This window comes from Microbacterium sp. Ru50 (assembly GCF_002920555.1).
GTDB classification, from domain to species: Bacteria; Actinomycetota; Actinomycetes; order Actinomycetales; family Microbacteriaceae; genus Microbacterium; species Microbacterium arborescens.
In genome coordinates this window covers 1,401,471-1,426,762 of the sequence record NZ_PQSV01000001.1, presented here as the reverse complement: position 1 = coordinate 1,426,762, position 25,292 = coordinate 1,401,471, and the positions used below count along the sequence as shown (strand labels likewise).

Genomic DNA, 25,292 nt, shown 5'->3' with positions numbered 1-25,292 from the left:
GCCCGATCGCGGCGGGGCTTCCTCGCGCTCACTCCTCGCGGTGGCCGAGGTCGGGCGCGGCGACGAACGCGGCGACGGGATCGATGACGTGCTCGAGCTCGACGACGACGATCTCGTTCGCCCCGGCACGCGTCGCGGGAGCGGGCACGTACAGGGTGCGCTGCGGGCCGTTGCGCCAGTACCGCCCGAGGAAGAAGCCGTTGACGAATGCGAAGCCCTTGCTCCAGGCATCCGTGTCGAGGAAGAGGTCGGCGGGCGCGTCGAGGTCGAACGTGCCCGCGAGACCGGTGCGTCCCGCCGTCGTCTGCTCCGAAGCAGCGGGGATGCCGGCGGCGACGGCCGCGAGGCCGACGGGCTGCGCCGACCAGCCGGTCAGCTCGCGTCCGCCGAGGGCGACGGGGCCGACGAGGCCCTTGTTCTCGCCGAGACGGACGTCGTAGTTGACGCGCCCCTGATCCTCGACGAGCACGGTCAGCCGCGACCCGCGCGGGATCGGCAGCGAGCGTTCGTGCAGCGCGCGCTGCAGGCGGCCGACGGGTGCGCCGTCGACGGCGATCCAGGCGAGGTCGCGGACCTCGGCGACGGCGAGCACGGCGCTGTCTGAATCTCCGAACGCCTCGGCGGGCAGCGCGATGTCGTAGCGCACGAGGGGGCCGAGTTGTCCGAGTTCCTCGAACGTCGGGGGAGTGACCGCCGCGCCCGCGCCGGAACCCGCCGCGGGGAGCCAGTCGCCCGTCGCCCGCAGCGGAACCGACAGCACGGGGGCCGCGGGCCGCGCGGGCGGCACCTCGTCGGGCACCGGGGCGTAGCGGGCGATGACCTCGCGGAACGCGTGGTACTTCTCGGTCGGGTGGCCCGATTCGTCGAGCGGTGCGTCGTAGTCGTACGAGGTGACGATGGGGGCGTAGCGGCCCTTGTCGTTGGCGCCGTTCGTGGTGCCGAAGTTCGTGCCGCCGTGGAGCATGTAGATGTTCACCGAGGCTCCCGCGGCGAGCAGGGCGTCGAGCTCGGATGCCGAGGCGGCGGCATCCGTGGTGTGGTGCACCCCGCCCCACCAGTCGAACCAGCCGTCCCAGAACTCCGAGCACATCAGGGGCCCGGTCGGCTGGTGCTCCCGCAGCGTCGCGAGGCGCTCGGTGGCGCGCGAGCCGAACGATCCGGTCGTGTGCAGGTCGGGGAGCGTGCCGGCGGCGAGCATGTGCGGCTCGGGCTGGTCGACCGTGGTCAGCGGCACCGTGATGTCGCAGGCTCGGGTGAGCTCGGTGAGCGTGCGGAGGTAGTCGTGGTCGGAGCCGTAGGCGCCGTACTCGTTCTCGATCTGCACGAGCACGACGTTGCCGCCGCGGTCGATCTGGCGGGGCGCCACGATCTCGTAGACGCGCCGCAGGTAGGTGCTGACCGCCTCGACGTACTGCGGCTCGGAGCGGCGCAGGCCGATTCCGGGCGTGCTCGTGAGCCACACGGGAAGTCCGCCGTTGTGCCACTCGGCGCAGATGTACGGGCCGGGGCGCACGATCGCGTGCATGCCCTCCGCCGCGATGAGGTCGAGGAAGCGCCCCAGGTCGTTCCAGCCCGTGGCATCCCATTCGCCGCGCACCGGCTCGTGGGCGTTCCAGGCGACGTAGGTCTCGATCGTGTTGAGCCCCATGAGCCGTGCCTTGCGGATGCGGTCGGCCCAGTGGTCGGGGTGGATGCGGAAGTAGTGCAGAGCTCCCGCGATGACGCGGTGCGGGCGCCCGTCGAGGAGGAAGTCGGTCTCGCCGATGCTGAAGGTCGTCACGCGGTCACTCGATTCGTTCCGGGGTTCAGGCGCACGCTCACGCGCGCCCAGGAGAGCGGGGGAAGGGTCAGGGTCACAGCGCTGTCGCTGACCTCGACGGCGAGGGATGCCGGGGCGACGGGCTGCGACGATGCGGTGTTGACGGTGTGCCGGTCGCCGCCCGCGGGGACGGTCAGCACGAGCGCCTCGGCGCGCGCGGCCGAGCGGTCGAGGTCGATCGTGACCGGCGTCTCGGCGTCGAGTCCCCGATGCGCGAGGAAGATCGACAGCTCGTCGCCCGCGATCGTCGCGACCGCGTCGACGGCGCCCACGTCGCCGTAGCGCGCGGTCGGGATGACGCCGGTGTCGATGACCGGGACCACGACATGGCCGGATGCCGCGGCCGCGGTCAGCTGGAACGGGAAGAAGGTGGTCTGCCGCCAGGCGCCGCCGCCCGGCTCGGTGCGGATCGGCGCGATGACGTTGACGAGCTGCGCGAGGTTCGCCATCGAGACGCGGTCGGCGCGGCGAAGCATCGTGATCAGGAGGGACCCGACGACGACGGCATCCGTCACGGTGTAGTCGTCCTCGATGAGGCGCGGAGCGACGGGCCAGTCGCCGGTGAACACCTCGGGCTTGTCCACTTCGTTCCACCGGGTCTGGTTCCAGACGTTCCACTCGTCGACGCTGATGCCGATGGGGGTCGTGATGCCGCGCTCGGCGCGCACCTCGTCGATGATGTCGGCGACCTCGCCGATGTAGGCGTCGAGGGCGGCGCCGGAAGCGAGGAAGCTCGCGGGGTCGCCCGGGGTCTCTTCGTAGTAGGCGTGCACGGAGATGTGGTCGACGAGTCCCGCGGTGTGGCGGAGCACGGTGCGCTCCCACTCGCCGAAGGTCGGCATCTCGTGGTTCGAGCTGCCCGCGGCGACGAGCTCGACGTCGGGATCGATGAACCGCATGAGCCGGGCGCTCTCGGCAGCGAGGCGGCCGTATTCCTCGGCGGTCTTGTGGCCGATCTGCCAGGGGCCGTCCATCTCGTTGCCCAGGCACCAGAGCCGGATGCCGAAGGGCTCGGCGCGCCCGTTCTCGCGGCGGCGCTCCGACAGCGCGGTGCCGCCCGGGTGGTTGGCGTACTCGAGCAGATCGGCGGCCTCGGCGACGCCGCGCGTGCCGAGGTTCACGGCCTCCATGAGCTCGAGCCCGGCCTGCTCGGCCCACGCGGCGAACTCGTGCAGCCCGACCTGATTGGTCTCGGTGCTGTGCCACGCGGCATCCAGGCGCACGGGGCGCTGGTCGCGCGGGCCGACGCCGTCCTCCCACCGGTAGCCCGAGACGAAGTTGCCCCCGGGGTAGCGCACGACCGTCGCGCCCAGCTCGCGCACGAGCTCGAGGACGTCGCCGCGGAAGCCGGCGTCGTCGGCCGTGGCGTGACCCGGCTCGAAGATGCCGTCGTACACGCAGCGTCCCATGTGCTCGACGAAGGTGCCGAAGAGTCGCCGGGGTACGACAGGGCCCGGGGCGGACGTGTCGAGCGAGATGCGGGTGGGGGAGGTCATTGCTCTTCTCCTGGGGGGACATGGCGAGGGGCGGGCCGGACCGAAGCTCGATGCGACCCGCCCCTCGTCGGGCGTCACTTGTTGACGGTGAAGCCCTGGTCGTTGCCGTACTGCACGAGCTGGTCCTGCCACGTGGCGAGGCCCTCGTTCAGGTCGGACTTTGAGGCGTAGGACTGCCCGACGGTGTCGCTGAAGATGCTGTTCGCGTACACCTGGAAGGGCAGGTACTGCCAGCCCGGACGCACGTCCTTGGCCGCCTGCACGAGCACCTCGTTGATCTTCTGGCCGCCGAAGTACTCGGGCGCCTTGTTCAGGAACTCGTCCGACTCGAGCTGCGCCGTCGTCGAGGGGAAGCCGCCGCTCTCGGCGAAGATCGTCAGGCTCTCCTCGTCGTTGTTCAGCCACTTGAGGAACGCGGCGGCGAGGGCCGGGTTCTCGCTCTGCTTCGTGACCGCCTGGCCGCCGCCGCCGTTCTCGGCCGAGACCGGGGTGCCGTCGTAGGTCGGCATGGGGGCCACGCGCCAGTCGCCGGAGGCGTCGGCGACCGACGACTCGAGGTTGCCCGGCATCCAGGCCCCGATGACGAGCGTCGCGATCGAGCCGTCGCCGAGGCCCTTGAACCACTCGTCGCTCCAGCTCGGGGTGCTGGCGATCAGGTCGTCCTCGACGAGCGTGTTCCAGGTGTCGGCCCACTTCTTCGAGCCCTCGTCGGCGACGTTGATCGTCACGTCGGTGCCGTCGGCCGAGAAGGGCTGCCCGCCCGCCTGCCAGATCATGCTGGTGGCGAAGCCGGCGTCACCGGTGTCGTTCGTGATCTTCTTCGTCGGGTCGGCGGCGGTGAGCTGACGCGCGGTGGCGATGTACTCGTCCCACGTCGTCGGGACCGTCAGGCCGTACTGGTCGAAGACCGCCTTGTTGTAGAACAGCGCCATGGGGCCGGAGTCCTGCGGCAGGCCGTAGATCTTGCCGTCGAAGTCGACGGAGTTCCACGTCGAGGCGGTGTAGTCGCTCTCGAGATCGCCGAAGCCGTAGGGCGCGAGGTCGAGCAGCCCGTCGGTGAGGGCGAACTGCGGGAAGGCGTAGTACTCGATCTGCACGACGTCGGGGGCGCCCGAGCCGGCCTTGATCGCGTTCTGGAGCTTGGTGTACTCCTCGGTGTTGGTGCCCGCGTTGACGACGTTGACCTTGACCTCGGGGTACTTCTTCATGAACGCCTCGGCCTGCGCCTCGGCGGACGGGGTCCACGACCAGTAGGTGATCTCGCCGCCGGCCTTCAGGGCCGCGTCGAGGTCGTCGGGGTTGCCGCTGCCCGCGGCGGGGCCGGAGGACGAGCAGGCGGCCAGCACGAGGCCGGCGGCTGCGGTCAGGGCCACGACGGATGCGGCGCGACGCAGCGCCGATCCCTTGCGCATGGGTGTCATGGGAGTTCCTTCACTTCGTTGTTGTGGATTCGGGTCGTTGTTGATTCAGGTGGTGCGGAATACGGGGTCTGGGGGTGCGCTCACTGCTTGACGCTGCCGGCGCTCAGGCCGGACTGCCAGAAGCGCTGCAGCAGGAGGAAGGCGACGACGATGGGGATGATCGACAGCAGCGATCCGGTGATCACGAGGTTGTAGATCGGCTGGGCCGCGGCTCCCGTGGCCTGGGCGTTCCACTGATTGAGCCCGACGGTGAGCGGGTACCAGGCGGGGTCGCTGAGCATGATGAGCGGGAGGAAGTAGTTGTTCCAGGTCGCGACGACCGCGAACAGCAGCACCGTGACGATGCCGGGCATGAGCAGCTTCGTCGAGATGGTGAAGAACGTGCGCATCTCGCTGGCGCCGTCCATGCGGGCCGCCTCGAGCAGCTCGGTGGGGACGGCGTCGCTCGCGAACACCCACATCAGGTACAGGCCGAAGGGGCTGATGAGCGAGGGGATGATGATCGCCCACGGGGTGTTGGTCAGGCCCAGCTGGCTGAACATGAGGAACGTGGGGACCGCGAGGGCGGTGCCGGGAACGGCCACGGCGCCGATGACGACGGCGAAGACCGCCTTGCGGCCGCGGAAGTTGTACTTCGCCAGGCCGTAGCCGGCCATCGTCGCGAGAACCGTCGCACCGCCCGCGCCGACGACCACGTAGAGGAGCGTGTTGCCGAGCCACCGCAGGAAGATGCCGTCGCGGTAGGTGAACGTGTCGACGATGTTGTTCCACAGGTTGAAGCTGTCGCCGAACCAGAGGCCGAAGGTCGTGAACAGGTCGCCCTGGGTCTTGGTCGCGTTGATGACCAGCCAGAACAGCGGCAGCAGCGTGTAGAGGATGAACAGGCTCATCACGACGGTGAGCACGACGGACTTCCGCCGGGCGAACGGCGTGCTGCGGGCGAGGGCGGGAGCGGTCATCGCATCTCCTGACGGGATCCGCGCAACTGGACGACGTAGGCGATGACCGCCGTGATGACGCCCATGATGATCGCGACGGTGGCGGCGTAGTTGTACTGCTGGCCGGCGAACGAGAGGTTGTACGCGTACATGTTCGGCGTGAAGAACGTCGTGATCGTGTTCGGGGCCAGGGGCTTGAGGATGTTCGGCTCGTTGAAGAGCTGGAAGCTGCCGATGATCGAGAAGATCGTGGCGATGACGATCGAGCCGCGCAGTGCCGGGATCTTGATCGAGAGGATCGTGCGCCAGGCACCGGCGCCGTCGAGGGATGCCGCCTCGTACAGCTCGCCGGGAATCGTCTTGAGCGACGAGTAGAAGATCAGCATGTTGTAGCCGACGAACTGCCAGGTGACGATGTTGCCGATCGAGACCATCATCCACTCGGGCAGGAAGGGTCGCAGGACCTGTGCGCCGAGGAGGTCGTTGATGTTGCCGGCGAGACCGAACTGGTCGCCGTAGATGTAGCCCCACATGAGGACCGCGACGACGGCGGGGACGGCGTAGGGCAGGAAGATGATGATCCGGTAGAAGCCCGATGCGTGCAGGCGCGCGCTGTCGATCGCGAGGGCGGCGGCCAGCGCGAGCACGAGCATGATCGGCACCTGGATGAGCAGGAACAGCAGCACGCGGAGGAAGCCGTCCCACAGCTTGGGGTCGGCGAAAGCCGTCAGATAGTTCTCGAAACCGACGAATGCGTTGCCGCCCACGATCTGCTCGCGGAAGAAGCTGAGGTAGAGGGCGTAGGCGAGGGGCGCGAGGAAGACGAGCGCGAAGACGACGGCGAACGGGCCGACGAAGAGCCATCCGCGTTGTTCGACGCTGACGCGCCGCCGCTTCCGTGCGGTGCGCACGGCCGGAGGGGGTGCCGTAGTGGTCGTCATCGTCCGTGCCTCTTCTGTGATGCAGGCGCTCGCCGATTGAGCGCGGATGTTGACGTAAACATAACTCGGGCACGCTAGCATGTCAACGTCAACATCGAGGAGGATCCGGGCATGGGTGAAGCACGAGCAGCCGCAGGCCCGGACGTGCGGCCACGGCGCCGCGAGGTGTCGATGGCCGACGTGGCCGCGATGGCCGGCGTGTCGGGGCAGACGGTGTCGCGCGTCGCGAACGGTCGCGAGAACGTCGACCCCGAGACCCGGGCTCGCGTCCAGGATGCGATGGCGCGGCTGGGGTACCGGCCCAACAGTGCGGCCCGCGCCCTGCGCTCGGGGCGCTTCCGCAGCATCGGCGTGATCATGTTCTCGCTCGCGAGCTACGGCAACACGCGCACGCTCGATGCCGTGGCATCCGTCGCCGCGGAGGCGGGGTACTCGCTCACTGTCATCACCGTGCAGTCGGCCACGCAGTCCGATGTGTCGGGCGCATTCGTGCGCTTGGCCGAGCACGCCGTCGACGGCGTCATCATCCTGATCGAGACGCACCGGCTGGGCGAGCGCGAGCTCGCGCTGCCCACGGGCCTCCCCGTCGTGGTGGTCGACTCGAGTGCCGATTATCCGTATCCCGTGGTCGACAACGACCAGGCGCTGGGTGCGCGTCTCGCGACGGAGCATCTGCTCGACCTCGGGCACCAGACGGTCAACCACATCTCCGGGCCGAGGGAGTCGTTCGCCGCGGAGCGCCGGCGGGTCGCCTGGCACGACACGCTCGTCGCGCGCGGAGCCCGGGTGCCCGAGGCGCACGTAGGGGATTGGACCGCCGAGTCGGGGTACGAGATCGGGCGGTCGCTCGCCGCCGACGACGCCGTCACGGCGGTGTTCGCCGCCAATGACCGCATGGCTCTCGGGCTGCTCCGGGCGCTGCACGAGGCCGATCGGCCCGTGCCTGCGAGCGTCAGCGTGGTCGGTTACGACGACGCCCCCGAGTCGGCGAACTTCTGGCCGCCGCTGACGACCGTGCGCCAGCACTTCGACCGCATCGGCGCGGCCGCCGTCCGCTCGCTGCTCACCGAGATCGACGGGGGAGAGGCGCCGGCCGAGCGCACGCTCGTGCCGACCGAGCTCGTCGTGCGCGCGAGCTCAGGCCCCCGCGCTTAGCCCGGGCCGGACTGCCCGGCTCGCGGGCTCGGAGAATCGCGCGTTCCTCGGGCCGTTCGCGACATTTGCTCCGACTTTCGCGTGATCGTCCGAGTTTCGTCGTGAGGAACGCGCCATTGCACCCGCGCACAGGAGTCCCTTAGGCTCGGTGTTGACGTCAACATGTTGACGTCAACATCACCCCCCCCCCCCCGAGGTCGCATCGGAGCGACCGGATAGGAATGACGATGAAGTCAGCTCGACTGTTGTCGATGACCTGTGCCGTGGCGCTCGCGGCCGGTGGTCTCACCGCCGCTGCCGCTGCGGCGCCCCCGCCGGCGCAGGCGGCCGAGCCCGCCGCCGTGCGGATCGCCCCGAATCCCGCTACCGCCTCGGAGAAGCCGTTCGAGGGATGGGGCACCAGCCTGGTCTGGTTCGCCAACGCGACCGGGAACTACCCCGCCGACGTTCGGCAGAAGCTCTTCGACGCCGTGTTCGGCAACGAGGGCCTCAACCTCAACATCGCGCGCTACAACATCGGCGGCGGCAACGCCACCGACGTCCCGCCGTACCTGCGGCCCGGCGGCGCGGTTCCCGGCTTCTGGAACCCCGACCTGCAGGCCACGGACGACGAAGGCGCGATCACCTCGACCTTCGCCGACCGAGACCGCTACCGGGATGCCTGGGACCCCGACGATCCCGATGCCTACGACTTCTCGCGGGACTCCGCGCAGCGCTGGTGGCTCGACGCCCTCAAAGACAAGGTCACGCACTGGGAGGCGTTCAGCAACTCGCCGCCCTACTTCCTCACGCAGAGCGGCTACGTCTCGGGCGGGATCAACAACGCCACGAGCGAGCAACTCGCCCCGGCCGACATGGACAAGTTCGCCGGCTACCTGGTGAACGTCGTCGACGAGCTCGAGCGGGTTCACGGCATCTCGTTCGACACGATCGACCCGTTCAACGAGCCCAACACGAACTACTGGTCCACGCAGATCCCCGACGGCGCGACCTGGCCCACCGGCGGACGCCAGGAGGGCGCGCACATCGGGCCCGAGGCGCAGGATGCGATGATCGCCGCCCTCGCCGAGCGCCTCGCGCAGCCGGGGACGAGCACGGATGCCGTCATCTCCGCGATGGACGAGACCAACCCCGGCATTTTCGCCACCAACTGGAACACGTGGTCTGCGGAGGCGAAGGACCTCGTCGACCAGCTCAACGTGCACACGTACGGCACCGGCGGGCGCCAGGTCGTGCGCGACATCGCGAAGGCCGCCGACAAGCCGCTGTGGATGAGCGAGGTCGAGGGCAACTGGACCGACCGCAGCAAGGGCTTCGTCACCGACGACATCGAGAACGGCCTGGGCATGGCCCAGCACATCGTCGGCGACCTGCGTGAGCTCGAGCCGGACGCGTGGGTGTTCTGGCAGCCGGTCGAAGACCTCTACAACATGGAGAAGGTCGAGAAGCTCAACTGGGGCAGCGTCTTCATCGACTTCGACTGCAACGCCGACGGCAAGTCCGAGCGTCGGCTCCGCGACGGCGACGCCGACCCCTCGTGCCAGGTGCTGACGAACGAGAAGTTCAACACCGTCCGCAACTTCACGCACTACATCACCCCCGGCGACCGGTTGATCGCGACCGACAACGCGCAGTCGACCGCGGCGATCGACGCCGACGGCGAGGGGGCCACGATCGTGCACGTCAACGCCGAGGCTGCCGACCGCACCGTCGAGATCGACCTGAGCGACTTCGGCACCGTGGCCCCCGGGGCGACCGTGACCCCCGTCGTCACGACCCAGTCGACCGCGGCGGAGCCCACCGTCAACGCGCTCCAGCAGGGGCAGCCGGTCGCCGTGGACGCGGCATCCCGCACCGCCACGCTGACGGTGCCCGCGAAGTCGGTCGTGACCTTCGTCATCGACGGCGTCTCGGGCGTCTCGCCGGATGCCGCCGCCTTCCGCGACGGCGAGACGGTGCAGCTCACGGGCCTTCAGAGCGGGCTCGCCCTCGACGGCGGCTCGACGCTCGCGGTCCGCTCTCTCGCCACCACCCCCGACGCCGCCCGCGGACAGGCGTGGACGGTCCGCACGATCGCGGGGGCGGGCACCAACCGCCACCGCTTCACGCTGCAGAACGGGTCGGGCCAGTTCCTCGCATCGAGCGGCACGGCCACGGCGCTCGTGGACGCGGATCCAGCGGCAGCAGCGACCGATCCCGCACTGCAGTGGATGGCCTCCACGACGGACGGCGCGTACTACTCGGTGCTGAACGTCGCTGCTGAGCGCGTCCTCGACGTGGGCGGCGGCAGCACGACCCCCGGCGCGTCGGTGGGACTGTGGACCTCGAACGGCGGCGGGAACCAGCAGTGGCGTATCGCGAGCACGACCGTCGCGGGCACGGAGCCCGTGACGGTCGCCACCGCGGTCGGCGTGGTACCCGCACTGCCCGCGAGTGTCGCTGTGCGCTACACCGGAGGGACCGTGCGGCAGGCTCCGGTGACCTGGCAGCTCGATGGCGTCGACTTCTCGCGCACCGGTTCGGTCGAGGTTCGCGGCACGGGCACCGAGCTGTTCGGCGGCTCGTTCGAAGCCACCGCCACGGTCGAGATCGGCGCGTACACCGCGGCGCGCCCGGCATCCGTCACCGTTCCCGCCGGAAGTGCCCTCGACGCCGTCAGGAGCCAGGCCGACAGCGCGGTGCAGGCCGAGCTGCGTCCCTCGGGCGCAGGCTTCTCCGTTCCGGTCGAATGGACGTGGGACGGCATCGCCGATGACGCGTTCGCGAACCCCGGCACGGTCTCGGTGCCCGGCGTCGCGACCGGTCCGAGCGGCGAGAAGCTCGATGCCCGTCTGACGGTGATCGTCACGGCGGCGTCGGAACGCAACGTCGCCCCCGAGAGCGCTCCGAGCGCGACCTTCACCGAGAGCACGCAGTACGACGTGAGCAACACGATCAACGGCAGCTCGACGGACAAGGGCTGGTCGAACTGGCGCTCTGGGGCGAAGAACACGCAGGACACCCTGAGCTACGTCCTGGCGCAGCGCGAGACCCTCACGCGTGTCGCCGTGCAGTTCTACCGTGACGGCAGTTCGCTGAGCTGGCCCGCGACCATGCGCGTCGACCACCGCGAGAGCGGCGGCGAGTGGGTCGAGGGCGAGCTCGTCACCGTGCCGGAGCCCGCGACGGGCGCGCCGCGCGTCGAGGTGCCGGTCTCCGGCGCCGCCGACGAGGTCCGGGTCGTGATGAACGCGCGCCCCGACACGCACATGATCGTCTCGGAGGTCGAGATCTTCGCGGCCGCAGCCGCCCCGGCAGGCGTCGCCGATCTGGCGCGGCTCACCGTCGGCGATGAGCCCGTCGACGGGTTCGCGCCGGACACGCTGGAGTACACCGTCACGACGACGGGGTCGGCGTGGCCCACGCTCCACGCGCTCGCGGTCGACGACGACGCCACTGTCGTCGTGACGCAGCCCGGCGACGACCAGGCCGGTGACGCGCAGCGGATGGCGGCGGATGCCGCGGCCGCGGCGGATGACGTGATCACCAGCGTCGGGACCGTGACGGTCACGGCTCCCGATGGCGCCTCGCAGACGTACACGGTCACGGTCAGCCGGGCGGTCGGCGTCGAGACGCCCGTCGTGTCGGGGGAGCCGCGCGTCGGCTCGACCGTTCGCGCGGTGGCGGTCACCGACCCGGCGGACGCGACGCCCGCGTTCGTCTGGCTGCGTGACGGGGCCGCGATCGACGGCGCCACGGCCGACAGCTACGCGCTGACCGCTGCTGACGAAGGCCGGGAGATCTCGGTCGAGGTGACCGCGGCAGCGGCCGGCTTCATCGGTGGCAGCGCTCGCTCGGCGGCGATCGTCCCGACCGCCGCGGTCGTCGACCCGGGAACGGGCGGTGGCACCGACGGTGGCGCCGATGGCGGCGCGGGAACGCCGGGCTCGGGCTCGGGTTCGGGCGGTGCGTCGACGGACGCGGGTGCGAACGGCGCGGCCGGCTCGACCGATGCGCGCGACCTGGCACGCACGGGAGGGGATGCCGGCGGCATCGCCGCGACGCTGTTCGGCGCGCTGGCGCTGCTCGTGCTCGGCGCCGGAGCGGTCGTCGTGCGCCGACGCCGCGTCGGAGCCCGGGACGCCTGACGACGGAGCCCCTGACGGCGGAGTCCCCGACGACGAAGGCCGTGCCGATCGATGAAACGATCGGCACGGCCTTCGTGCTGTGTCGGACGGCGGTCAGCGCACGACGACGGTGATCGGCGCGGAGCGGGTGGCCCCGGCGTCGTTGGCGAACTCGGCGACGTACTCGTAGGTGCCGGGGCTGCGACCGGCGATCGAGGTCACGGCGCGCTGCGCTACGGGGGAGGCGACCGTCAGCTGCTGCCGGTCGATCTCCACGCCGTTCTCGAACAGCGTGTACTCCGACCCGTTCGTGCCCCACCACAGGTTCGTGGTCAGGGTGAACGCGCCGTCGCCGTCGCCGTTGTCGTGCGAGACGACGGGACGAGCCGGCGCGGCATCCGTCACCACGACGGTCGTGGGCGTCGTGGCCGTGACGCCGGCGGCGTTGACCAGCTCTCCGGTGTAGACGTATGTGCCGTTCGACCGGCCCGCGACCGCGACCGACGCGACCTGCGCCATGGGCGTGTTCGGGGCGAGCAGGCGCGTGGCGATGAGCTCGCCGTTCTCGTAGAGGCGGTACGCGCCGCCGTTCGTTCCCCACCAGAGGTTCATCGTCACGGTGAACGATCCGTCGTGCCGGCCGTCTCTCCAGCCGCTGTCGGTGTGAAGCGATGCTCGGGCGGGCGGCGCCGAGGCACCGTCGTCGCTGAACACGACGAGCCGCACCTCGGCGGTCGCCACGAGACCGTCGTGGTTGACGGCGCGCACCGTGAGGACGCGTTCGCCCGACATCCCCGCGAGCGGTATCGCGGCGTCGGGGGCGACCGGCGTGCCGTCGAGCGCGACATCGAGGGTGCGGACACCGCTCTCCGGGTCGTCGGCTGCGACCGTGAGCTGCAGTTCGCCGGTGTCGGGCAGCAGCGCGCCGTCCTCGGGCAGCCCCGAGACGACCGGGGCCGTCTCGTCCGTCGCCCCCGAGGGGTCGCCGGTCACCGCGATCGAGGGCATCGGCGCGGGAGCCATCCCATCTCCGATGAAGAAGCTCGGGTGCGGCGGCTGGTTGTACCCGGTGTTCTGCCAGGCCACGGCGACCCGGTACTGCATGTCGTGCATGAGGGTCGGGATGCGCAGCTCGGTCTCGTCCGTGGTCGAGTAGATGCGCAGCTCCGACGAACCGGCCGAGCGCCAGACGATCTCTTCGCGCCAGTCGCCGAACAGATCGGCCTGCAGGTTCGGCGTGCCCTTCGTGCCGTTGTTCGACCGGGCGCCGGTGTCGCTGAGGATGACATTCTCGGTCTCGTTCTCGAAGTCCCACTTCGACACCGTGGGGGTGCCCTGCGATGTCGCGGCGTCCCAGGTGTGGTCGACGATCTCGCGCAGCGGGTCGCCGTCGAACCAGGCGAGGAAGTTCGCCGCGGGGATCGTCTCGCCGATGCGCTCGCCGGCCGCCGTCATGAGGTGGCCCGTAGGCGAGTTCCAGGCCGCGTCGCCGCCCACGGCCCAGCTCTCCGCCCCCGGATGCCGCGGATCGATGTCACCGGATGCCGCGCGGCCGGTGTCGACGGTTGCGGGGACGTCCCACAGGATCTCGCCGGTGCGGGCATCGCGGAAGGTCGCACCGCGGTTGCCCGACGCGGCCATGTTCTCGTGCGCGGCGAACACCTCGAGCCCCGGCCGGGAGGGGTCGAGATCCGAGACGTGCAGCGCGTCGCCGTGTCCGAGCCCCGTGGAGTAGAGCACGGCGCCGTCATCGTCGATCGTGGCCGATCCGAAGACGATCTCGTCCTTGCTGTCGCCGTCGACGTCGGCGACGGACATCGAGTGGTAGCCCTGGCCGTAGATCGACTCCGCGCCCTCGTCGTTCGAGTCGAGCACCCAGCGCGTCGTCAGGTGCTCGCCGTCGAAGTCGAACGCTCCGATCACCGCGCGGGTGTAGTACCCGCGGCTGAAGATCGCGCTCGGTCGCTCGCCGTCGAGGTAGGCGACCGACGCGAGGAACCGGTCGACACGGTTGCCGTAGGTGTCGCCCCACGATCCGACGTCGCCGCGCTGCGGCACGTAGTCGATCGTGTCGACGGCGGCTCCCGTGAATCCGTCGAAGACGGTCAGGAACTCGGGGCCCTGCAGCACGTAGCCCGAGCTGTTGCGATGATCGGCCCCGGCGGTGCCGATGGGCCTTCCGGCTCCGTCGATCGTGCCGTCGGCGGTACGGGTGATGAGCTCCGCCCGACCGTCGCCGTCGAAGTCGTACACCATGAGGTCGGTGTAGTGCGCGCCGGCTCGGATGTTCACGCCGAGGTCGATGCGCCACAGGCGCTCTCCGCTCATCCGGTAGGCGTCGACGTAGACGTTTCCGGTATAGCCCGACTGCGAGTTGTCCTTCGCGTTCGAGGGGTACCACTTGACGATGAGCTCGTACTCGCCGTCGCCGTCCACGTCGCCGACGGTCGTGTCGTTCGCCGAGTACGAGTACGGCTGGCCGTCTCGGGTGTAGGCATCGGCGGGACGCTGCAGCGGGACCGACCGGTACGCCGCGGTCTGCACGGAGACCGGCTCCGATTCGGTGGTCTCGGTCGATCCGTCGGCGCTCAGTCTCGTGACGAAGTAGGTCGATCCCGTCGAGCCGGTCGTGTCGACGAGGTTCGTCGTCGCGGTGATCGGCTCGTCGGTGATGCGCTCGCCGTCGCGGTACACGTGGAACGCGGCGTCCGCCGGATCGGTTCCGAGCAGCCGCCACGACACGAGCACCCCGTCGTCGGTCGCGACGGCCGCGACGCCGCGGCCGAGGTACTCGGCCTGACGCTGCAGCACGGTCGGGGCGGGCGTCTCGAGCTGTTCGGACCCGGCACCCGGACCGCCCGCGCCGAGGCCCACCACGGTGTAGAAGTAGGGCACGGTCGTCAGCACGTCGGTGTCGACGAACCGCGAGACATCGACGATGCCCACGAGGTCGCCGCGCTCGCCGGCGGTCTGCGACCGGAACACGAGCGCCGAGACGGCGTCATCCGGTGCCGACCACGACAGTTCGATCTCGCGTTTGTCGACGCGCTCGGCGGTGAGCGCGGTCGGTGCCGACGGCGGTGCCGCCTCGGGATCGACCAGGCTCGTGCCGACCGTGGCGGAGGGGACCGACTCGAGACCCGTCTGGTCGACGGCGGTCACGTGGTAGCTGTAGTCGAGACCCAGGCGGGCGGTGCGGTCGGTGTAGCCCGGCTCATCCGCCGTGCCGACGAGCGCCGGCGCGCCCTCGAACTCGGAGGCGCGGTAGATGTTCCAGCGCATTCCGGGCTCGGCATCCCACGCGAGGTCGATTCGCGGGGCCGCGGGATCGGCATCGACTCCCGTCACGCTCAAGCCCACGGGGCCGAGCAGGATCGGCGTGATCTCCAGCCCGTTCAGCCGGGTGCCGGCGGCCGCGCCGTAGGCCTCGATGTTGAGCTGTCCGTCGGTGACCAGGAAGGGGCCGCGCAGGACCGCCGCGACCGACGCGCGTCCCGCGTTGCCCGACCCGGCGTCCTTGCCCTCGACCCGGAAGCTCGTCCGCGACGAGCCGATCCAGTCACCGGAGTAGGTCTTGACCGAATAGGTGCCGTTCGGCACGTCGAGGGCGAAGGTCGAGCTGTCGCCCGGCAGCACGAAATCGCGCGAGAGGTCGTCGGCGCCGTCGGCTGCGCCGCGGTCGCGACCGGCGTTGGCCGGCAGGACGTTGGTGAAGCCGTAGCCGCGCTCGGCGGTGTAGCCCATCGCCGGGGTGACCTCGGTGTACCCCGCGGCGAGCGGGTTGCCGGGCAGCTGGAAGTCGAACCGGTACTGCGCCTGCTTGGTCGTGAACTCCACGGATGCCGACGGCTCGGACTCGCCGCGTCCGTTGACGGCCACGACGCGGTAGCGGAACGTCGCGCCCTCCTCGAGGCCCTGGACGATGGTGGTCGGCTGCGTGACGGTCCCGACGAGCGTCCAGGTGTCGGCGGGGTCTGCGGCTCGCTGGCGGAGCACCTTGTAGATGTCGGCGGTGGGCACGGCATCCCAGCGCAGCGTCGCCCCGGCGTTGCTGATGCCTCCCGCGACGAGGTTCTGCGGGGCGGCGGGTAGCTCACCGGGCTGCTCGACGTCGACGACCTTCGCGGCGAGCGGGTCGTCGAGCGCCGCGATGCCCTGCGCGACGAGACGAGCCATCTGGATGGCTCCGTACTCCTGGAAGTGGGTGTCGTCGACGGTGCCTGCGGGGCGGTTGGGGAAGACACCGGGGTCGACGTGCAGGAACACCGCCTTCGCGGCATCCGGTCCGATCTGGTCGAGGTAGGCCCGGCTCGACGCCGACAGGTCGACCAGAGCGACATCCTCCTCGTCGGCCAGCTCGATCATCTTCTCGACGTACGCGGGGAAGCTCACGCGGAACAGCCCCGTCGCGGGGTCGAAGTCACGGCGTGAGACCGGCGTCACGAGAACCGGCGTGGCTCCGCGCTGGCGCGCCCCCTCGACGTAGACGCGAAGGTACTCCTTGTAGTCGGCGGGCGACGCGTAGCGGTCGTCGACGCCTTGCGTCGCGTCGTTGTGGCCGAACTGCACGAACAGGTAGTCGCCCGGACGGATGCCGAGGAGGACCTCGTCGAGACGCCCCTGCGTGATGAAGTTCTTCGACGAGCGTCCGCCGATGGCCCGGTTGGTCACAGCGACGTCGTCGGCGAGGAAGCGGTCGAGCATCTGACCCCACCCGGCCTGCGGTGCGTAGGCGGTGGCGTCGTAGGTCTGCACCGTCGAGTCGCCGGTCAGGTAGGTCGTCGGGATCGCGCCGGCGGGACGTTCCGCCAGCCGGGTGACGGTGAGACCCGCGAGGGATGCCGCGGTGCCGCCGACCTGCACGGTGAGCCTGCCGTCGACGAGGGCGATCGGGAACGACATCTCCAGGTACTCGCCGGCCGGCTTCGCCGTGGGCTGCACCTTCACGATGCCCTCGACGGTCAGCGAGATATCGGTCGCTGCGGCGGTGTCACCCGCGACGAGGGCGACCGAATAGTCGCCGGCGCCGAGTTCGATCTCGAACGTGCCGCCGTGAGCGGCGACGAAGTCGGAGCGCAACGGGTCGTCGCCGCCGCGATCGACGTTCGCCGGATCGGCGGTGGGAGTCGTCGAGAAGCCGTAACCCGCGGCCGTGTCGAAGGCGGTCTCGGCCGTCACTCCGATGGCACCCGGCGCGATGGCTCCCGGGCCGAAGTCGAACGTGACGCTCTCGCCGGGATCGAGGGGGCGGAGGGCGGTGTTGTCGGCGACGGCGGGTGCCGCGCCGAGGAGAGTGACCACGAGGGCTGCAGCGGATACCGCGGCGCCGGCGCGGACCGGTCGGTGGTGGGCGGGGACGGGGGGACGGCTCGGAGCCACGGTTCCTCCTGGACAGCATCGGCGAGAAGGGCACGCCGCGCAGCCTCTCCGCCGGAGCGGGAGGATGAACGGCATCCGGGGGCGTACGGACTCGACCACGGCGCGAGGGGGCGCGCCTCCGTCATTGGAAAGCGCATTCCGCCTTGCGTGAAACGATCTAAACACGGCGGTCCCGAAGAAGCAACGGTCAGTTCCGGCGCGGGGGCCGGTCTGATGGACGCGGGTTGTGGGGCGTGCGATATCCGCGCTACGGTGACGCGGAAAGCGCATTCCGTTTCGATGGGCTTTCCCCGTCGCCGCCGCGATTACGGACCGTGGCGGCGACGGTCCCGATCCGGTCGTCGCGACTTTCGGAGAATCTCACGCTTCTCGGAGCTTCAGCCCGCGCGGCATCCGGTTTTCGCGCCATTCTCCGAGTTTCGCCACCGGCGCGGGCCGCTCAGGCGAGGCGCTGCCAGGGGCCGCGCAGCCGGAGCGACGCGCGGAGGGATGTCGCCGCGGCCTCGGCTCGCCGTGACTCGGCGCGGGCCGCGAGCGCGATCGTCGAGGCGGGTGACAGCGCCAGCACCTCGACGGCGATCTCGCTGGTCTCGGTGGCGCCGGCATCCCGCAGCGAGAGCGACCAGCGCGTGCCGTCCCAGAAGCGGTCGTCGACGACGCGGCCGTCGACGATGACGCGTCCGACGTCGCCCGCCCAGTCGAGGTCGAGCAGGGCATCCGCCTCGGGCTCGAGCGAGGTCGCGGGAAGGTGCACCCGGTAGTGGGCGGCCCGGTCGGCGAACGTCTCGCTCGACGGCGCGCGGTGGCGCGGCCCGCCGAAGCCGTAATCCATCGCCGGTGCGGCGGGCGGACGGACGAGCTCGACGTGCGTCGCCTCGCTCTCCATGGCGAGACCGCGACCCGCGGCATCCGCCACGGCTCTCGCGACCGACCAATCGCGCGTGTGCGGGTCGTATCGGCGGGCGGCCGAGGCGCCCCGGAGGAGCGCGCCGTCGGCATCCCAGGTCAGCTCGCCGTCGGTCAGCCACAGCTCCGGATGCGGGCCCGGCCGAACCCAGAGACGGTCGGCATCGACGGCGGGCAGCACCAGGACGTCGAGGTCACCGAGCTGGAGCGGCACATGCCCCGGTACGACATCCCGCGGTACGGAGTCGCCGACCGTGATCTCGGCGGGGACGCCGCGGTCCTCGACGAGCACGAGCGTTCGGCGAGCGGCGCCCGTAAGCACCGTGATGAGGGATGCCGTCGCCCAGGCGATGCGCGTCCGTCCCACGGTGAGCCCGACGGGCCATCGAGCGAGCGTCCCCGCGGGCACGGTGATCGGGCGCGATGGGAACACGGTCTCCGCGTGGCCCTGCACGATGCGCAGCCGGACCCCGGCGACGTCCTCGACCTGCTCGAACGGCTGATGGTGCGAGATCACGACGACGCCCTCATCGCCCGTCGACCGCAGCGCCCACCGGAGGGTGGTGCGGTCATCGAGCGACGTGGCGCGGATCTCGGGCAGCGACGACGACATGCCGGACAGGCGGTCGCCGAAGGCGGCCAGGAAGGCGTGCTGTGCGCGCAGCAGTGGGGCCGAATCCGCGAGGTCGCCCGATTGTCCGATCGGCGCGTGGAAGTCGTACCCGAACTCGGGCAGGTCGTTCGGATAGCCCGTGCCGATGGTCTCCTGCAGTCCGGGCCCGGGGTTCCCGCCGCCGACGAACATGTAGTACCCCTGCCAGGCCGACCCGTTGCCGATCTTGACGTGCGCGAGCGCGGCGACGTCGCGCCCGGCCAGGACCGGGCGCCGGTGGTACGCCGTGGCCATGCCCCCGCCGAGCTCGCAGGTAGCCGGCGGGAAGCCGTGCAGGTCGGCGGCAGCGCTCGCCGCCGCGAACCCCTGGCTCGCACGCACGTCCGCGCCGACCCCCGGATCGTCCCAGTCGTGCGAGGGGAAGTGATGCGCGCGGAAGGTCGGATCCCACGGGGCTGCGGGGTCGACCCAGAAGCCGTCGGCATAGCCGCCGAACACCGGCATCACCTCGCCGTCGGGGAGCATCGCCCCGCCCCAGGCCGTCGCCGTCCACAGGGGCGCCGCCAGTCCCGCCTCGCGCGCGAGGCGCTTGAGGGTGACGAGGTGCTCGGGGCGATCGTAGAGCTCGTTCTCGAGTTGGATGCCGATGACCGGACCGCCCGGTCTCGCGCGGCCGTCGAGCGCCGCGGCGAGCTGGCCGAACCACTCGCGCACGAGCTCGAGGTAGGCGGGGTCGTCGCTCCGGTGGGCGACCGGCAGCTCCTGCACCCAGTCGGGGAAGCCGCCGTTGCGCGACTCGCCGTGCGCCCACGGTCCGATCCGCAGCATGACGTCGAGTCCCGCCGCGGCCGCTTCGTCGATGAAGGCCCCGATGTCGAGGTTGTCGTCGAAACGCGGATGCCCGCGCTCGGCGACGTGGTGGTTCCAGAAGGAGTAGGTCGAGGCGACCGAGACGCCGGCGGCGCGCAGCTGCCGCATCCGCTCGGTCCAGCGCTCGCGCGGCAGCCGGCTGTAGTGCACCTCGCCCGATACCGGCACCCAGCCCTCGCCGTGCCGGTAGAGGGCGCGGTCGGTGACCGAGATGCCGCGGGCGCGTTCGTGGGGAGCCGGAAGCGGCGCGGGCCGTTCGGGTCTCGGCCATGCGGAATGGTCGACGCGGACCAGCTCGCTCACAGCGCCCCGACGATCGCGTTGTCGAGCTCGTCGATGTCGACGCCCGGACGCAGGGCGCGGTTGGTCAGGAGCACCCACGCGATGCCGGCGCTCGGGTGGACCCAGAACTCCGTTCCCGCCCAGCCGCCGTGGCCGTAGACGTCGCGGTCGATCAGGCCCGGCGCGCGGGTGCGCAGGTTCCAAGCGAGGCCCCAGTCCTGTCCGCGCTCGGCGGGGTAGGGCTCGAGCCGCGGGATGTCGCCGGTGAGGGGCCGCAGCATCATCGCGAGCGTTGCGGGCGAGAGGATGCCGTCGCGGGCACCGTCGTGGATCCGCAGCAGCTCGGTTCCGAGGGCGAGCAGGTCGCGCGCCCGGCCGGCGAGGCCCGCGCCGGGATTGCGCTGCGCGGCGAAGGCCGCCATGTCGGCGCCCGCGGCGGCGGCATCCGCGATCGGCGCCGCACCGTCGAGGTCGACCGACAGGCCGTTGGCGCCGATGCTCGACGCCCAGCCGGCGACGTCGTCGTGCCAGGGGCGGCCGCTCGCGTCCTCGACGAGGGCGGCGACGCCTTCGAACGCGAGCGTGGAGTAGCGCGAGACGGTCCCGGCGGCGAAGTCGCGGCCGCGCGTGAGGAGCTCGGTGCGCAGCGGCACGCGGGTGTCGAGCGGCGGCTCGCTGATCCCGCTCGTGTGGCTCACGAGGTGACAGAGCCGCACGATGTCGTCGCGATCGCGGCCGAACTCGGGCAGGGCGCGGCTCAGCGGAGTCTGCAGGGTGAGCTCGCCGCGCTGGATGGCACGGGCGGCGGAGATGCCGAGCAGCGGCTTCGTGATCGAGAAGAGCGCGTATCGGTCGTCGACGTCCGCAGCGACGGCGTCGAGGGCGAGGATGCCGCGCGAGTCGGCGACACCGACGACCGCGGACGGCAGGCGGCCGTCCGCCACGTGCCGACGGGCCCAATCGAACGCGGCGGTGAAACTCGAGGTCATGGCGCCAGCCTACGGGAAGCGCTTTCCTGTCGCTCCGGGAAGCGCAGGCCCAGGCCGACGTGATCGGTCTCGCGCAGCCGTCCGTCGCGGATCACGACGGGAGACGGATCGCGGAGGGCGCCGAGCTCGGCTAAGCCGGCATCCTCGACGTCTTCGACCCAGGGCTCGGCGGCGCCGCCGGGCAGGGTCAGCGCGATCTGGCCCGACAGCTCCGGCAGCAGGTGCGGATGCAGCTCGGCCCTGGCGTCCTCGGCCACGGTGGCGATGCGCTGCAGCGGCGTGATCCCGCCGACGCGGATGATGTTGGGTTGCACGATCTGCGCGGCGCCGCGGCGCAGCATCTCGGCGAAGCGGTACGCGGTGTGCAGGTTCTCGCCGACGGCGATCGGAATGCGCGGCCCGCCGCCGAGGCGCCGTGCGAGCTCGGCGTGTCCGTCGATGTCGTCGGCGCGCAGGGGCTCCTCGATCCAGCCGGGTCGGACCTCGGCGAGGACGTCGAGCGACCGCGTGGCGCGGTCGAGGTCCCAGCGCTGATTGGCGTCGATCATCAGGCCGCGGTCGGGCCCCAGGACCGCGCGCACGGCGCGCAGCCGGTCGAGGTCCTCGGCGATGTCCGCCTTGCCGACCTTGACCTTCACCGCGCCGAACCCGCGATCGACCCATCGCTCGACCTGAGCGACGAGCTCGTCGATCGAGTAGTGGAGGTTCACGCCGCTGCCGTACACGCGGACGCTCTCGCGCCGTCGTCCGATCAGGGTCGAGACCGATGAACCTGCGGCGCGCGCCGCGGCATCCCACAGCGCCAGGTCGAGGCCCGCGAGCGCGATCGTCGTGACACCGCCGCCGCCCGCCTCGTGCACGTGCTCCCACAAGCCCTGCCAGGCGTCGCCCGGGGCGGCGGAACGCCCCACCGCGGCGGGCGCGATGTCGTGGCGCAGGAGGGCGAGCACCGCCTCGGCTCCGATCTGAGGCGTCCAGGCGAAGCCCCAGCCTTCGGCCCCGTCGCTGCGGCGCAGGTGCGTCGCGATGACGCCGACCGAGGTGACGTCCGCGGCCCACGGGCGGGTGAGCGGCACCCGGGTCAGGTGCGCGTCGAGTGCGGCGACCGTCGTCACAGCAGGGCGCGCCCGGCGTCGAGGATCGCCGCGAGGCGGCGCTCCTGATCGGCCGTGGGGTCGACGAGCGGGGCGCGCACGCCGCCGACGGCCTGCCCGCTCAGGCGCAGGCCCGCCTTGATGAGCGAGACGCCGAACCCGGGCGTCTCGTCGCGCAGGGCGACCAGCGGCGTGTAGAACGCGTCGAGCAGCGCGAGACGGCGCTCCTCGTCGTGTTCGACGTAGGCCCGGTAGTACGCGTTGGCGACCTCGGGGACCATCGCGAAGGCTGCGGACGAGTACAGCGGCACGCCGATGCCGCGATACGCGGCCTGAGTGAGCTCGGCGGTGAGCAGCCCGTTGAAGAACGCGAAGTCTTCGCGGCCGGCCTCGGCGATCGTTCGGACGATGAGCTGAGTCGCGCCGATGTCGCCGACGCCGTCCTTGAACCCGATGATCCGCGGGTTGTCGGCGAGACGGCGCATCGACTCGGGCGTGAACCGCGCGTTGGCGCGGTGGTAGACGATGACCGGCAGGTCGGATGCTGCGGCGACCTCCTCGACGTAGGCGACGAGCCCCGCCTGCGGTCCGCCGACGAGGTACGGCGGAAGCACGAGGAGCGCGTCGGCCCCGGCATCCGCGGCGGCGCGCGCCGTCTCGCGGGCATGGCCGAGCGGGCCGCCGGTGCCGGCGACGACGGGAACGGCGCCCGCGACGCTTGCGACCGCGGTACGGACGACGGCACCCGCCTCGGCGGTCGACAGCGCGTGGAACTCGCCCGTGCCGCACGCGGGGAACACGCCCCCGGCGCCCTGTTCGACGCCTCGGCCGACGTGCGATGCGAGCAGTTCGTGGTCGACCGAGCCGGAGGAGTCGAACGGGGTGACGGGGAAGAAGAGGATGCCGTCGAAGTTCATGCCGGCACGTCCTTTCGGGTGTCGGAGAGGGAGTGTTCTTCGGTCAGGGCATCGCGCCAGGAATGACGCGGCGCCCAGTCGAGCAGGCGCCGTGCCTTCTCGTTGGAGAAGGCGGGGGTCGTGCCGGTGAGGACGGCGGCGACCTCCTCGGTCCCGGGGTGGAAGCGGGGGATGAGCTCGGCGAGCGGGCGGCGTGCGAGGGCGTCGTCGGCCCCGACGAAGAACGTCTCGGCGTTCGGGATCGTGGGCAGGGCGGCGAGCAGCGCATCGGCGAAGGAGGCGACGTCGCGCGCGTCGACGTAGTTGAACAGCGCGGGCGCGGCGAGGCTCGGATCGTCGAGGCGTTCGCGGACGGTGTGGCCCTGCTGCGTCGGCGCCCCGCGCCATTCCTCGGGTGCGATGACGTAGCAGGGGCGGAACACGGCGAAGCGCACGGCGTCGCCGGTCTGGCGGTGCAGCATCCGCATCGTCTGCTCGATCACGAGCTTCGACAGAGCGTAGGCGTTCCACGGCTGCGGCGGCGTGCGCTCGTCGAGGGGGAGACGGTCGGGAACCCAGCCGTGCGGTGCGCCGTAACCGAGCACGGTCGGGCTCGAGGCCGCGACGACCTGCGGAACGCCCGCGGCGACAGCCCCGCCCAGCACCGATATCGCCAGCGCCGTATTCGTGCGCATGATGACGTCTTCGGGGGCGCTGAAGGGGACGGCGATCGCGGCCAGGTGGATGACGGCGCTCGCCCGCTGCGCGCGGAACGCCGTGACGGTGGCCTCGGCGTCGAGCAGGTCGATGGCGAGCTGATCGGCGCCCCGCAGCTCGGGGGCGTCCGACACCGCGCGGTCGAAGGACACGACGCGGTGGCCGGCCGCGACGAGCCCGCCGACGAGGCTCCGGCCGAGGCGGCCCGCGCCTCCGGTGACGACGACCCGGCTCATCGCCGGCCGTCGAGCAGTCGGATGCCGAGCTCGGATGTGCGCACGGGAAGACCCGACGCCAGCGACAGGTTGCCCGCGATGCCCACCGCGATCGACTGCACGCCGTCCGCCCAGCCGGCGGGTCGAGCCAGCGGGTCGTCGCCGGGCCCGACGAAGACATCGGCGAGCAGCAACTCGTCGCCGCCGCCGTGGCCGCCCTCGCCCGACTCGATCGGGATCTCGACGGCGTCCTCCCAATGGCGCTGGACGATCAGGCGTTCGCCCTGCGGGCGGAGCGAGGCCGGCCCCGCGGCCTCGACCGCCGAGGGATCGAGCACGGGGTGCAGGCCCTCGTTCTCGAGGACGGCGCCGCGCTCGACCACCTCGAGCTCGGCGCGGCCCTCCGTGCCGTTGACGGCGACGCGGTATCCCTCCCACGGGGCGTGGGCGTTCAGCGAGTACGACATCGTGGCGCCACCGGCGTAGTCGACGATGAGCGCGAGGTTGTCCTCGATGGTGATGCCCTCGCCGAACACATCGCGATCGCGCAGGTACCCGTCATGGCTCTCGGCCTCGAGGTACAGGGCGCGGAGGCGATCGTCGTCGCGGAGGTCGAGCTCGAACGGGTCGTGGGCGCCGTCGTGCGTCCCGCGGAGCGGGCGCTCGCCGAGCTCGCGGGCCCGGGCGTTCTCGGCTCCGTAGAAGCGCAGGCCACCGGAGGCGAAGACGCGGCGGGGCTCGTCGCGGATCCACCAGTTGACGAGGTCGAAGTGGTGGCTGGCCTTGTGGACGAGCAGGCCGCCGGAGTGCTCCTTCTCGCGGTGCCAGCGGCGGAAGTAGTCGGCCCCGTGCTTCGTGTCGAGCATCCACGAGAAGTCGATCGAGGTCACCCGCCCGATGCGGCCGTCCTGGATCACGCGGCGCAGGGCGCTGTTGCGGGGTGAGTACCGGTAGTTGAACGTCAGCACGACCGAGCGACCGGTGCGCTCGACAGCATCCTCGATCGCCGCGGCGCTCTGCGCATCGATCGTGAGCGGCTTCTCGACGACGACGTCGGCGCCGGCGTCGAGCGAGCGGACGATGAGGGATGCGTGCAGGTCGTCGCGCGCGGTGATGATGACGCGCCCGGCGTGAGAGTCACGAATCATCCGCTCGAGCTCGTCCGGCACCCACAGGGTCGGGGCGGGGAGGCCGCGCTCGACTACCTGATCGCGGTAGTGCTCGGCCCGCACCGGGTTGGGCTCGCAGATCGCGACGAGCTCTGCCCGGTCGGCGTGCGTCCCGGTGATGGCATCGACGTACATCTGCGCGCGGTGTCCCGCGCCCACGAGCGCGTAGCGCGTGCGGGTCATGGCTCTCCTTCGTGCCCGAAGCTGAGGCGCCCTCGGGGGAAAGCGCTCTCAGGAAACGTTTTCCGAGATTAACACGGGCGGTCTGACGGGCGCGAGGTGCGGC

General features: G+C 71.2%; 14 protein-coding genes. 2 read left to right on the top strand and 12 right to left on the bottom strand.

The window, feature by feature from the left end:
• Positions 1 to 28: 28 nt before the first annotated feature.
• The 5 genes from C3481_RS06770 to C3481_RS06750 all read right to left on the bottom strand — a co-directional run bounded on the left by C3481_RS06770 (position 29) and on the right by C3481_RS06750 (position 6,615).
• Complete coding sequence (locus C3481_RS06770) at positions 29 to 1,780, bottom strand: beta-galactosidase family protein (protein WP_103841331.1); 1,752 nt, start codon at positions 1,778 to 1,780, stop codon at positions 29 to 31.
• Positions 1,777 to 3,315: an alpha-N-arabinofuranosidase gene (locus C3481_RS06765; RefSeq protein ID WP_103841329.1), complete on the bottom strand. Its 1,539-nt coding sequence runs from the start codon at positions 3,313 to 3,315 to the stop codon at positions 1,777 to 1,779. Before C3481_RS06765 ends, C3481_RS06770 begins: the two co-directional genes overlap by 4 nt.
• Before the next feature lie 74 nt (positions 3,316 to 3,389).
• Positions 3,390 to 4,727, bottom strand: a complete 1,338-nt coding sequence (locus C3481_RS06760) for an ABC transporter substrate-binding protein (RefSeq protein WP_064956284.1) — start codon at positions 4,725 to 4,727, stop codon at positions 3,390 to 3,392.
• 89 nt (positions 4,728 to 4,816) lie between these two features.
• Positions 4,817 to 5,695 carry a carbohydrate ABC transporter permease gene (locus C3481_RS06755; RefSeq protein WP_023952518.1) on the bottom strand — a complete coding sequence of 293 codons (879 nt, stop codon included), beginning with the start codon at positions 5,693 to 5,695 and terminating at the stop codon, positions 4,817 to 4,819.
• A complete protein-coding gene (locus C3481_RS06750; RefSeq protein WP_023952517.1) occupies positions 5,692 to 6,615 on the bottom strand; it encodes a carbohydrate ABC transporter permease in 924 nt (307 codons plus the stop codon). The genes C3481_RS06755 and C3481_RS06750 overlap by 4 nt, the downstream gene beginning before the upstream one ends.
• A 111-nt stretch (positions 6,616 to 6,726) precedes the next feature.
• On the opposite strand from C3481_RS06750, the gene C3481_RS06745 reads away from it, so the two are divergent.
• Entirely contained in the window at positions 6,727 to 7,770 is a 1,044-nt protein-coding gene (locus C3481_RS06745) for a LacI family DNA-binding transcriptional regulator (protein WP_064956252.1), read from the top strand.
• A gap of 227 nt (positions 7,771 to 7,997) precedes the next feature.
• A complete protein-coding gene (locus tag C3481_RS06740; protein WP_146053630.1) occupies positions 7,998 to 11,897 on the top strand; it encodes an RICIN domain-containing protein in 3,900 nt (1,299 codons plus the stop codon).
• 93 nt (positions 11,898 to 11,990) lie between these two features.
• On the opposite strand, the gene C3481_RS16845 is transcribed toward C3481_RS06740, so the two are convergent.
• From C3481_RS16845 to C3481_RS06705, 7 genes are all read right to left on the bottom strand, one after another.
• Positions 11,991 to 17,255 carry a GDSL-type esterase/lipase family protein gene (locus C3481_RS16845; protein ID WP_308457275.1) on the bottom strand — a complete coding sequence of 1,755 codons (5,265 nt, stop codon included), beginning with the start codon at positions 17,253 to 17,255 and terminating at the stop codon, positions 11,991 to 11,993.
• 439 nt (positions 17,256 to 17,694) lie between these two features.
• On the bottom strand, positions 17,695 to 19,947 hold the full coding sequence (locus C3481_RS06730; RefSeq protein WP_181021888.1) for a beta-galactosidase: 2,253 nt from the start codon (positions 19,945 to 19,947) through the stop codon (positions 17,695 to 17,697).
• Complete coding sequence (locus tag C3481_RS06725; protein ID WP_103841323.1) at positions 19,944 to 20,915, bottom strand: serine hydrolase; 972 nt, start codon at positions 20,913 to 20,915, stop codon at positions 19,944 to 19,946. Before C3481_RS06725 ends, C3481_RS06730 begins: the two co-directional genes overlap by 4 nt.
• The gene (locus C3481_RS06720; protein WP_258039038.1) at positions 20,912 to 22,030 is read right to left on the bottom strand and encodes a mandelate racemase/muconate lactonizing enzyme family protein; all 1,119 of its coding nucleotides are present in this window, start codon (positions 22,028 to 22,030) and stop codon (positions 20,912 to 20,914) included. The genes C3481_RS06725 and C3481_RS06720 overlap by 4 nt, the downstream gene beginning before the upstream one ends.
• The gene (locus tag C3481_RS06715) at positions 22,027 to 22,926 is read right to left on the bottom strand and encodes a 5-dehydro-4-deoxyglucarate dehydratase (protein WP_103841321.1); all 900 of its coding nucleotides are present in this window, start codon (positions 22,924 to 22,926) and stop codon (positions 22,027 to 22,029) included. The genes C3481_RS06720 and C3481_RS06715 overlap by 4 nt, the downstream gene beginning before the upstream one ends.
• Positions 22,923 to 23,858: an NAD(P)-dependent oxidoreductase gene (locus C3481_RS06710; protein WP_103841319.1), complete on the bottom strand. Its 936-nt coding sequence runs from the start codon at positions 23,856 to 23,858 to the stop codon at positions 22,923 to 22,925. The genes C3481_RS06715 and C3481_RS06710 overlap by 4 nt, the downstream gene beginning before the upstream one ends.
• On the bottom strand, positions 23,855 to 25,189 hold the full coding sequence (locus C3481_RS06705) for a Gfo/Idh/MocA family protein (protein WP_103841317.1): 1,335 nt from the start codon (positions 25,187 to 25,189) through the stop codon (positions 23,855 to 23,857). The genes C3481_RS06710 and C3481_RS06705 overlap by 4 nt, the downstream gene beginning before the upstream one ends.
• Between the last annotated feature and the right edge of the window lie 103 nt (positions 25,190 to 25,292).